The sequence below is a fragment of the Phreatobacter sp. genome, assembly GCF_030691135.1.
Taxonomy (GTDB): domain Bacteria; phylum Pseudomonadota; class Alphaproteobacteria; order Rhizobiales; family Phreatobacteraceae; genus Phreatobacter.
In genome coordinates, this window is record NZ_JAUYFA010000096.1 from 1 (window position 1) to 10,625 (window position 10,625).

Genomic DNA, 10,625 nt, shown 5'->3' on the forward strand with positions numbered 1-10,625 from the left:
TCGTCGTCGCGGCCGTCCTGACGCCGCCCGACGTCATCAGCCAGTTGTCGCTGGCCATTCCGCTCATCGGGCTCTACGAGATTGGAATCCTCATCGTCGCCCGCATGGAAAAGAAGCGGGCGGCTGAAAAGCGGGAAGCCGACGGTGACGGCGACGGCGAGACCACGGCTCCCGCTTCCTGACGGAACGGGCTTTCCGGGGGCCGACCTTCGGCACGACGCGATGCGGGAACCTTGCGGGGAGAATTTATGTCGATCGTCGACAGCATCCGGACAACCGTTTTCGTTCCGGTTCATCGTGAAGGCTACCCCTTCATCGCCATCGCCGGCGTCGGCACCCTGCTGCTCCTGTGGTGGGGCGCCTGGCTGACCTGGCCGATGCTGGTGCTGACGGTCTGGGTAATCTTCTTCTTCCGCGATCCAGTCCGGGTGACGCCTGCGCGCGACGGGCTGGTGATTTCTCCGGCGGACGGGCGTGTCTCGCTGATTTCCCGCGTGACGCCGCCGGTCGAGCTTGGCCTCGGCACGAGCCCGATGCTCCGCGTGTCGATCTTCATGTCCGTCTTCGACTGCCACGTGAACCGCGCCCCGATCGGCGGGACCATCGAGAAGATGGCCTATCGCCCGGGCAAGTTCGTCAATGCCGATCTCGACAAGGCCTCCGAGGACAACGAGCGCAACGGCCTCGTCATCCGCAACAGCTACGGCGCCTTCGGCGTCGTCCAGATCGCCGGACTGATCGCACGCCGAATCGTCTGGTGGGTCGGCGAGGGCCAGCCGCTGGCCACCGGCGAGCGCTTCGGGATGATTCGCTTCGGCTCGCGCGTCGACGTCTATTTCCCGGAAGGCGCCCAGCCGCTGGTCGCCGAGGGCCAGCGCGCCGTCGGCGGTGAGACGGTTCTGGCCGACATGGCCTCGGATGAACCGCAGCGCATCGTCCGGATCGGCTGACGCGCCCTCCGATTCAGGCTAGGGTCCGCGCCATGTCCTCGCTTTTTCAGCCTTTCACGCCGGATCGCAACGAACCGCCCCGGCGGCGGTTCCGGCCGGTGCCGATGCGCCTGCTCATCCCGAACCTCATCACGCTGCTGGCACTCTGTGCCGGCCTCAGCGCGATGCGGATGGCCCTGGAGGCGAAGTTCGACATCGCCGTCTACCTCGTCCTGCTGGCGGCCATTCTCGATTCGATGGACGGTCGCATCGCGCGCCTTCTGAAAGGCACGTCGAAATTCGGCGCCGAACTCGACAGCCTCGCGGATTTCGTGAGTTTCGGCGCGGGTCCCGCCCTCATCCTCTATCTCTGGGGGATGAACAATGCGGGCCCCATCGGGTGGATCGCCGTGCTCGTCTTCTCGATCTGCGGGGCGCTCAGGCTGGCGCGTTTCAACGTGCAGATCGACGATCCCAACGAGCCGGCCTGGATGGCGAATTTCTTCACGGGCGTGCCGATACCGGCTGGCGCGGTGCTGCTGCTGCTCCCGATCTATCTGGAGCGCAGTGGTCTGCCGAATCTTCTCAGCCCGCCTCTCATCACGACTGCCTACACCGTCGTCATCGCGCTGCTGATGGTGTCGAAGGTTCCGGTGTTTTCGGGCAAGAAGTTCGGCGAGCGCGTGCCGCGGGAAAGCGTCCTGCCGATCTTCGTCGTCGCGATCGCCTTTGTCGCGCTGCTCTTCAGCTATCCGTGGGAAGTGCTGGCGGTCGGCTCGCTCGCCTATCTGGTGTCGCTGCCGATCGTCGCCCTGCAGGCACGCAAGATGGCGATGGCGGAAGCCCAGGCCGCGCCCACGCCACCGGTGGACACCAATTCACCCGCCGCCTGACGGTGATCGTCAGCCGCGGCGCCAATGGGCGATCGCGGCGACCCGCTCGCACAGGGCGGTTTCGGGGAAGCGCCGGCGCAGCACGGCGAAAGCTTCCGCGTCCGACAGGTCTCCGCGGCGCCCGAGACTGGCGACCATGGGATCGGGGCCGTCGAGGCGACGGCTGAGATCGGATGCAAGGGGCGGCGGGTTCTGCATCAATGTCGTCTCCAGGGCAATCCTGCCGGAAAGGCCGTGAGGCTCTGCGACAAGGAACCAGTCCACACGGGATGCGATGCACGACTCGTCGTCATTTTTCCCGGCCAAGGTTAATACGCGGTAACCGGCCGCGTGTTCCTGAAACGATCATGCGGATGCGGCGTGATTCTGGCAGGCCTTCCTTTTGGTCGGACCTGGGCCGTTTCTGCACAATTTCTGTGCTTGCGACGCCGGGGGGTGGTGACCAAAATCGCACCTCGCGGGGGCCATGAGCAGATGCTGGCGGACGTTGCCGATACGTCGACAGAAGGGCGGTTCGCCTGGCGCTCCGCCGGGGAACGGATGCAGCGGACCTATGGCGCCGGCCGGCTGGCGCTCGGCACCCGCGACGGCCTGACCGTGATCCGCGAGTGCTACCAGGAAGCGGGGATTCGCATCCGGATGCCGCGCGTCGAGCCCGGTGAGCCGCTCGAAGCGGTGGTCATCAACACGGCAGGCGGCATCACGGGCGGCGACCGCTTCGTCCTCGACATCAAGGCCGGACCCGCGACGCGGGCGGTGGTGACGACGCAGGCGGCGGAGAAAGTCTACCGCTCCTCTGGCGGGATCGGTTTCTTCGACACGTCGATCACAGTCGCCGCGGGGGCAGACTTCGCCTGGTTGCCGCAGGAAGCCATCCTGTTCGACGGGTCGGCGCTAGAGCGCCGGCTTACCGTCGACATGGATGCTGGCGCGAGCGTTCTGGCCGTGGAGAGCGTCGTTTTCGGACGGCTGGCCCGCGGTGAGCGGGTGGATCACGCCTATCTTTTCGATCGCTGGCGCATCAGGCGCGGCGGCCGGCTGGTCTATGCCGAGGGCCTGAGGTTCGAGGGCGGCGTCGCGGATGCCCTGAAGGGCCGGGCCTGTGGTGCAGGAGCGGTGGCCGCTGCAAGTCTCGTCCTCGTGGCGCCGGATGCGGAAGGGCGTGTCGAGGCGGTGAGGGCCCTTCTGGAGCAGTTCCATGCGCGGGGCGTCGAGGCTGGCGTCAGCGGCTTCGACGGGCTTCTCTCGCTGCGTCTGCTGTCGCCCGATCCGTTTGCGCTCCGCACCGCTCTGATGAACATTCTGGTACTGCTGCGCGGGCCGGTCCCGCGTGTGTGGTCCTGCTGAGGAAGGCCGATGAATCTCTCGCCCCGCGAAAAGGACAAGCTGCTCGTTTCGATGGCCGCCATGGTGGCGCGCCGGCGTCTGGAGCGAGGCGTGAAGCTGAACTACCCGGAAGCCATCGCGCTGATCACCGACTACGTCGTCGAAGGGGCCCGTGACGGGCGCGCCGTCGCCGATCTGATGGAAGCGGGCGCCCACGTCATCTCGCGCGATCAGGTGATGGATGGCATTGCCGAGATGATCCACGACATCCAGGTCGAGGCGACCTTTCCTGACGGGACCAAACTCGTCACCGTCCACGATCCCATCCGCTGATCCAGCACAGGTCCGTTCCCATGCGCTCCCTCCGCCTTGTCCTTCCTGCCGCCGCGCTTCTCGCCATGGTTTCCGCCGCCGAGGCCCATACGGGTGCCGGGCACACCCATGCCTTCACCTCCGGTTTCGCCCATCCGTTCGGCGGCATGGATCATCTCCTGGCCATGGTAGCGATCGGACTGTGGGCGGGCCTCGCCGGGGGGCGGGCTCTGTGGCTCTGGCCCGCAAGCTTCGTCGTCGCCATGGTCGTCGGCGGAGCCCTCGGGATGGCGGGTGTGCCGATGCCCCTCGTCGAACAGGGGATCGTCGCGTCGGTGGTGGTGATCGGCCTCGCCGCGGCGCTCGCGCTCAGCCCCAATATCGCGGTCGGCTGCGCGCTTGCGGCCCTCGCAGGCCTCTTCCACGGCCACGCGCACGGGACCGAGATCCCCGCGGATGCCTCCGGGCTCGCTTATGCGAGCGGCTTCGCCATGGCGACGGCGCTGCTCCACGCCATCGGCATCGCCGTCACGGTTCTCGCCGCCCGGTTCGCCATGCCGATTGCCGCGCGCGCGGCCGGCGGATTGACGGCGGTGGCGGGCGTGGTTCTCGCCGCCCGCTTCTTCTGATCCAACGTCACCGGGAGCGTCGCATGCTGGAACTGCGCCCGAACTGCGAATGCTGCGACCGGGACCTCGCCCTCGACGCGCCCGATGCCGTGATCTGCACCTTCGAGTGCACGTTCTGCGCCGATTGCGCCGGGGATATACTCAAGGGCCTCTGCCCGAACTGCGGCGGGGACCTCGTCCGCCGTCCGATCAGGCCGGCGGCCAAGCTCGCCCGCTTTCCGGCCTCGACCATCAGGGTCTTCAAGGCCGAGGGCTGTCAGGGAGTTGCACGATGAAACCCGGCGAAATCATTCCAGCCGAGGGCATGGTTGAACTCAATCAGGGGCTGAACAGCATCGTGCTGACGGTGTCCAACACGGGCGACCGCCCGGTCCAGGTCGGCTCACACTACCATTTCTACGAGACCAATCCCGGCCTCGTCTTCGATCGCGAACAGGCGCGGGGCATGCGCCTCGACATCCCGCCAGGAACGGCCGTTCGCTTCGAACCCGGGCAGACGCGTGAGGTGGCGCTGGTACCCTATCGCGGATCACGCACCGTCTACGGCTTCCGCCAGGCGGTCATGGGCAAGCTCTGAGCGCATTCCCAGGAGAATTTCATGCCCTACAGGATGACGCGCGGCGCCTATGCCGACATGTTCGGGCCGACCGTCGGCGACAAGGTGCGGCTCGCCGACACCGAGCTCTTCGTCGCGGTCGAGAAGGACTTCACCACCTATGGCGAGGAGGTGAAGTTCGGCGGCGGCAAGGTGATTCGCGACGGCATGGGCCAGAGCCAGGTGACCAACCGGGCAGGGGCCGTCGACACGGTCATCACCAATGTCCTGATCATCGATCACTGGGGCATCGTGAAGGCGGATGTCGGCCTCAAGGAGGGCCGCATCGCCGCCATCGGCAAGGCCGGCAATCCCGACGTGCAGCCGGACGTCAACATCATCATCGGCCCGGGCACCGAGGCGATCGGCGGCGAGGGCAAGATCCTCACGGCCGGCGGCATCGACAGCCACATCCACTTCATCTGCCCGCAGCAGATCGACGACGCGCTGATGAGCGGGCTCACCACCATGCTCGGCGGCGGCACGGGGCCAGCCTCCGGAACCACGGCCACGACCTGCACGCCGGGACCCTGGCACATCACCCGCATGCTGCAGGCGGCGGAAGCCTTCCCGATGAACCTCGCTTTCGCCGGCAAGGGCAACGCGTCGCTGCCGGACGCCCTCATCGAGCAGATCGAGGCGGGAGCCTGCGCGCTGAAGCTGCATGAGGACTGGGGCACGACGCCTGCCGCCATCGACAATTGCCTGTCCGTCGCCGACGACCACGACATCCAGGTGATGATCCATACCGACACGCTGAACGAGAGCGGCTTCGTCGACGACACGATCGCTGCGCTGAAGGGCCGCACCATCCACGCCTTCCACACGGAAGGCGCCGGCGGCGGCCATGCGCCCGACATCATCAAGGTCGCCATGGTGGAGAACGTGCTGCCGTCCTCGACCAATCCGACCATGCCCTACACCGTGAACACGATCGAGGAACATCTCGACATGCTCATGGTCTGCCATCACCTCTCACCCTCGATCCCCGAGGACGTCGCCTTCGCCGAGAGCCGCATCCGCAAGGAGACCATCGCCGCGGAGGACATCCTCCACGACATGGGCGCTCTCTCCATCATGGCCTCCGACAGCCAGGCCATGGGGCGTGTCGGCGAGGTGATCATCCGCACCTTCCAGACCGCCCACAAGATGAAGGTCCAGCGCGGAAGTCTGGCGGAGGACGTCGGCACCGGCGCCGACAATTTCCGCGTAAAGCGCTACATCGCCAAGGTGACGATCAACCCGGCCATCGCCCATGGCCTGTCGAAGCACATCGGCTCGGTGGAGGTCGGCAAGCTTGCCGATCTCGTGCTGTGGGAGCCGAAGTTCTTCGGCGTAAAACCGGCCCTCGTCATCAAATGCGGCACCATCGCCGCGGCGCCGATGGGCGACCCCAACGCCTCCATCCCGACGCCGCAGCCGATGCATTACCGGCCGATGTTCGGCGCCTTTGGCAAGGCGATGACGGCCTCCTCGGTGACATTCGTGTCGAAGGCGGCCTATGAGAAGGGCGTGCACAAGGAACTCGGCCTCGACCGCATCGTGCTGCCGGTGGAAAACACCCGCGGCGGCATCTCCAAGAAGAGCCTCATCCACAACGGCGCGACGCCGCATATCGAGGTTCACCCCGAGACTTACGAAGTGCGGGCTGACGGCGAGTTGCTGACCTGCGAACCGGCGAAAGAGTTGCCGATGGCGCAACGGTACTTTCTGTTCTGACGTTCGCCAGCGGGCTGCATTTGGGCTATTGCGTCCTTTGAGGCTCGCAGCGCTCGTCTCGAAGGACTCACTTCAGTTCTGCAAGGCCTCCAGGACAAGAGACACCCATGATCCGCGCCACCCAGGTCCTCACGCCCCGCTCCTTCGCCGAGACCGCCGTCATCGACCGCGTCGTGCTCGACTATGACGATCGCCACCGGCGGCGGCTGGTGCTCGAAGGCGTGGACGGCCTGACCTTCCTGCTCGACCTCGCGGAGGCAGTGCCGCTGGTCTCCGATTGCGGATTGCAGCTCGAGGACAGCCGCGTCGTCCTCGTCGTCGCCGCCGCCGAGCCGCTGGCCGAGATCCGCACCACCGATCCGAACCACATGGTCCGTGTCGCCTGGCACCTCGGCAACCGCCACCTGCCGACCCAGATCATGGGCAAGCGTCTGCGCATCCGCCGTGACCATGTGATCGAGGACATGGTGCGCGGCCTCGGCGCGAAGGTGGTGCCGATCGAGGCGCCCTTCGATCCCGAAGGCGGCGCCTATGGTCACGGCACGGTGACGGGCCACGACCACGGACATTCCCATGACCACGGGCACTCGCATGATCACGGGCATTCCCATGACCACGGGCATTCGCACGGCCATGCGCATACCGCCGCGCCGCGCGATGTGCTCGCCGTGAAGACTGCCGGCCACACACACGACGACTCGTGCGGCTGCGGACACGACCATTCCCATGATCACCATGACCATCACGGGCATGCCCACGGCCACGACCACAAACATGGGTGAGCCGTCCGCCGCCCCCGCGGCCCTCTATCGTCTGCTCGCCTGGATGTCGCCGGCCTATCCGGTCGGTGCCTTCAGCTATTCGCACGGCATCGAATGGGCGGTCGAAACCGGCGACATCACCGATCTGAAGAGCCTCGTGGACTGGCTCGGCGTCGTCGTCGCGGAGGGCTCGGGGCTGGCGGATGCGACGTTCTGTGCCCATGCCCATCGCGCCGTGACGGCAGGCGACGGCACAGCCCTCGCGGCGGTCGCCGAACTGGCGCTCGCCTTTCAGCCGACCCGCGAGCGGCGTCTCGAGACCTCCGCCCAGGGCAATGCCTTCATGGCCGCCACCGAAGCGGCCTGGCCTGCGGCCCCGCTCGCCCTCGTCCGTGCCTCCTGGCCGGAGGCGGTCGCCTATCCTGTGGCGGTCGGCGCGGCGACGGCGGCGCACGGCATCGGCGAGGCGACGGCTGTCCACTCCTTATTGCACGCGGTGGCGGCAAACCTCATCTCGGCGGCGGTGCGCCTCGTCCCGCTCGGCCAGACCGACGGCCAGCGGGCGCTCGTGGCCCTGGAGCCAGTGGTCGGGGCCACCGCCGCGGCAGCCTCCAGCCTGGCGCTCGACGATATCGGTGGGCATGCCCTGCGTTCGGATATCGCATCCATGCGCCACGAAACCCAATACACCCGTCTCTTCAGGAGTTGACCCGATGGCTTCACCTCACGGCCCCCTGCGCGTCGGCATCGGCGGCCCCGTCGGCTCCGGCAAGACGGCGCTGATGGATGCCCTCTGCAAGACGTTGAAGGGGGAGTTCGAAATCGCCGCCATCACCAACGACATCTACACCAAGTGGGATGCCGAATACCTGATGCGGTCGGGCGCGCTTCCGGTCGAGCGGATCATGGGCGTCGAGACCGGTGGCTGCCCGCATACGGCGATCCGCGAGGACGCATCGATCAACCTGGCCGCTGTCGCCGAGATGCGCGCCAAGTTTCCCGAGCTCGACCTGATCCTCATCGAATCGGGCGGCGACAATCTCGCCGCGACCTTCTCGCCGGAACTCGCCGACATCACCATCTACGTGATCGACGTCGCCGCCGGCGAGAAGATCCCGTCCAAGGGCGGCCCCGGCATCACCCGCTCGGACCTTCTCGTCATCAACAAGACCGACCTTGCGCCGCTGGTCGGCGCCGATCTCGGCAATATGGACCGCGATTCGAAACGCATGCGGGGGCAGCGGCCCTTCGTCTTCACCAACATCAAGACCGGCGACGGAGTGGCGGAAGTCGCCCGTTTCGTGCGCGAGAAGGGCGGCCTCAAGGCCGGTTGAGGCGGCGGACTGATCGGCGTTCGACCTCTTCCCTTGGAACGGTTCGAAGGCCATGATCTCCGGCAATGACGGTCGAGTGGCCGCTGCGCCGGGAGAGCCCCATGACCACCCAACCCCGCTTCGTTCGCCTCGCCGCGGACGACAACGTCGTCGTCGCCGTCGACACGATCGATGCCGGCAAGCGAGTCGACGGGGTGACCGCGACGGCGCGGGTGATGAAGGGCCACAAGATGGCGACGAAGCCGCTCGCCGAGGGCGCCCCGATCGTCAAATACGGCCAGATCATCGGATTTGCCTCGCAGCCCATCGCGCCGGGCGACTGGGTCCATACCCACAACTGCGCCTTCGCCGCCTTCGAACGCGACTATGCCTTCGCCCGCGACGCCCAGCCGGAGGACGTGCTGCCGCTGGAGCAGCGCGCTACCTTCCAGGGGTTCCGCCGGGCGAGCGGGCGCGCCGGCACGCGCAACTACATCGCCATCCTCACCTCGGTGAACTGCTCAGCCTCCGTCGCCCGCTTCATGGCCGAAGCGGTGAACCGGTCGGGCATGCTGGATAACTACCCCAACGTCGACGGCGTCATCCCGCTGGTCCACGGCACGGGCTGCGGCCTCGCCGGCGAGGGGCTCGGCTTCGACATCCTCGAGCGCACCATCTGGGGCTATGCCACCAACCCCAACGTCTCGGCGGTGCTCATCGTCGGCCTCGGTTGCGAGGTGTTCCAGATTCCCGGCCTGATGAAGCGCTACGGCATTCATCCGGGGGCGCATTTCCAGTCGATGACGATCCAGGAGACGGGCGGAACGAAGAAGTCGATCGAGGCCGGCCTCGACCGCATCCGGGAGATGCTGCCGATCGTCAACCAGGCGAAGCGCGAGACGCTGCCGGCCTCCGAACTCTGCCTGGCGCTGCAATGCGGCGGGTCCGACGGCTATTCCGGCATCACCGCCAATCCGGCACTCGGCAAGGCGGTGGACCTGCTGGTGCGGCACGGCGGCACGGCCTGCCTGTCGGAGACGCCGGAAATCTACGGCGCCGAGCACCTCCTGACCCGCCGGGCCGAGAGCCGCGCCGTCGGCGAGAAGCTCGTGGACATCATCCATTGGTGGGAGGGCTACACGGCCAAGCACGAGGGGTCGATGGACAACAATCCCTCGCCCGGCAACAAGGCAGGCGGCCTCACCACGATCCTCGAGAAGTCGCTGGGTGCCGCCGCCAAGGGCGGCTCGACGACGCTGCGCGGCGTCTACCACTATGCCGAGAAGATCGATCGCAACGGCTTCGTCTATATGGATACGCCCGGCTACGACCCAGTCGCGGCGACGGGGCAGGTGGCCGGCGGATCGAACCTCCTGTGCTTCACCACCGGTCGCGGCTCGGCCTATGGCTGCAAGCCGACGCCCTCCATCAAGCTCGCCACCAATTCCGACATCTATGCCCGCATGATCGACGACATGGACATCAATTGCGGGGACGTGCTGGACGGCGTGTCGCTGGAGGACAAGGGACGCGAGATCTTTGGTCTCATCCTCCGGACCGCATCGGGCGAGAAGACCAAGTCGGAACTGCTCGGTTATGGCGACAACGAGTTCGTGCCCTGGCAGATCGGCGCGACCATGTGAGGCGTCGGGCCGGCCGGATGGCCGACCAAATGCCTTGCGGCTGGCGCCTGCCAGTCGCTATCGTCGCGCCCAATCGACCAAGACGCCACAAACGGCGCCGGCCTCACGGCCTCCCGAGGAACGTTGACGAGGACATCTGCCATGACGTTTACCCGCCGCCATGCGCTGGCTCTTGCCGGCGCTGCCGTTGCCACCCCTGCGGTGATGCGGACCGCCTGGGGCCAGGCCCCGCAGGTCACGCTGCGCCTGCACCATTTCCTTCCGCCCGTGTCGAATGCCCACCAGCGCTTCCTCTTGCCCTGGTCGCGCAAGGTGCAGGAGGCCTCCGGCAACCGCATCAGGATCGACATCTTCCCGTCTATGCAGCTCGGCGGCGCACCGCCCCAGCTCTTCGACCAGGCGCGCGATGGCGTTGCCGACATCGTCTGGACCCTGCCGGGCAACACGCCCGGCCGCTTTGCGGCGACGGAGGCGATGGAACTGCCCTTCATCGCCGGCAAGCGCG

General features: G+C 67.0%; 13 protein-coding genes and 2 pseudogenes. 14 read left to right on the top strand and 1 reads right to left on the bottom strand.

The features are described from left to right. The 3 genes and pseudogenes from Q8O26_RS17910 to pssA form a co-directional block, all read left to right on the top strand. A pseudogene (locus Q8O26_RS17910) lies at nucleotides 1-182 on the top strand (twin-arginine translocase subunit TatC); the annotation flags it as partial. A 66-nt stretch (nucleotides 183-248) separates the two neighbouring features. Then, entirely contained in the window at nucleotides 249-950 is a 702-nt protein-coding gene (locus Q8O26_RS17915; protein ID WP_305578075.1) for a phosphatidylserine decarboxylase, read from the top strand. A gap of 32 nt (nucleotides 951-982) precedes the next feature. Then, complete coding sequence (pssA, locus tag Q8O26_RS17920) at nucleotides 983-1,822, top strand: CDP-diacylglycerol--serine O-phosphatidyltransferase (protein ID WP_305578076.1); 840 nt, start codon at nucleotides 983-985, stop codon at nucleotides 1,820-1,822. Between the two features lie 9 nt (nucleotides 1,823-1,831). Here the strand turns inward: pssA and Q8O26_RS17925 are convergent, their stop codons facing one another. Next, on the bottom strand, nucleotides 1,832-2,020 hold the full coding sequence (locus tag Q8O26_RS17925) for a hypothetical protein (protein ID WP_305578078.1): 189 nt from the start codon (nucleotides 2,018-2,020) through the stop codon (nucleotides 1,832-1,834). 276 nt (nucleotides 2,021-2,296) lie between these two features. Here Q8O26_RS17925 and Q8O26_RS17930 point away from each other — a divergent pair, with 276 nt between their 5' ends. From Q8O26_RS17930 to Q8O26_RS17980, 11 genes and pseudogenes are all read left to right on the top strand, one after another. Beyond that, a complete protein-coding gene (locus Q8O26_RS17930; protein ID WP_305578080.1) occupies nucleotides 2,297-3,169 on the top strand; it encodes an urease accessory protein UreD in 873 nt (290 codons plus the stop codon). Nucleotides 3,170-3,178: 9 nt separating this feature from the next. Further along, complete coding sequence (locus tag Q8O26_RS17935) at nucleotides 3,179-3,481, top strand: urease subunit gamma (protein WP_296573547.1); 303 nt, start codon at nucleotides 3,179-3,181, stop codon at nucleotides 3,479-3,481. Nucleotides 3,482-3,501: 20 nt separating this feature from the next. Further along, nucleotides 3,502-4,089 carry a HupE/UreJ family protein gene (locus Q8O26_RS17940; RefSeq protein WP_305578082.1) on the top strand — a complete coding sequence of 196 codons (588 nt, stop codon included), beginning with the start codon at nucleotides 3,502-3,504 and terminating at the stop codon, nucleotides 4,087-4,089. A 23-nt stretch (nucleotides 4,090-4,112) separates the two neighbouring features. Beyond that, nucleotides 4,113-4,364 (top strand): DUF1272 domain-containing protein, encoded by a 252-nt coding sequence (locus tag Q8O26_RS17945; protein ID WP_305578084.1) that lies wholly within the window; start codon nucleotides 4,113-4,115, stop codon nucleotides 4,362-4,364. Continuing rightward, nucleotides 4,361-4,666 (top strand): urease subunit beta, encoded by a 306-nt coding sequence (locus Q8O26_RS17950; RefSeq protein ID WP_305578086.1) that lies wholly within the window; start codon nucleotides 4,361-4,363, stop codon nucleotides 4,664-4,666. Before Q8O26_RS17945 ends, Q8O26_RS17950 begins: the two co-directional genes overlap by 4 nt. Before the next feature lie 21 nt (nucleotides 4,667-4,687). Next, nucleotides 4,688-6,403 (top strand): urease subunit alpha, encoded by a 1,716-nt coding sequence (gene ureC, locus Q8O26_RS17955; RefSeq protein ID WP_305578088.1) that lies wholly within the window; start codon nucleotides 4,688-4,690, stop codon nucleotides 6,401-6,403. Nucleotides 6,404-6,510: 107 nt separating this feature from the next. After that, entirely contained in the window at nucleotides 6,511-7,185 is a 675-nt protein-coding gene (locus Q8O26_RS17960) for an urease accessory protein UreE (RefSeq protein WP_305578090.1), read from the top strand. Further along, on the top strand, nucleotides 7,178-7,873 hold the full coding sequence (locus Q8O26_RS17965) for an urease accessory protein UreF (RefSeq protein WP_305578092.1): 696 nt from the start codon (nucleotides 7,178-7,180) through the stop codon (nucleotides 7,871-7,873). Before Q8O26_RS17960 ends, Q8O26_RS17965 begins: the two co-directional genes overlap by 8 nt. A 4-nt stretch (nucleotides 7,874-7,877) precedes the next feature. Then, a complete protein-coding gene (ureG, locus tag Q8O26_RS17970) occupies nucleotides 7,878-8,498 on the top strand; it encodes an urease accessory protein UreG (protein WP_305578094.1) in 621 nt (206 codons plus the stop codon). A 101-nt stretch (nucleotides 8,499-8,599) separates the two neighbouring features. Further along, the gene (locus Q8O26_RS17975; RefSeq protein WP_305578096.1) at nucleotides 8,600-10,120 is read left to right on the top strand and encodes a UxaA family hydrolase; all 1,521 of its coding nucleotides are present in this window, start codon (nucleotides 8,600-8,602) and stop codon (nucleotides 10,118-10,120) included. A gap of 141 nt (nucleotides 10,121-10,261) precedes the next feature. Further along, nucleotides 10,262-10,625 (top strand): annotated as a pseudogene (locus tag Q8O26_RS17980) (C4-dicarboxylate ABC transporter); the annotation flags it as partial.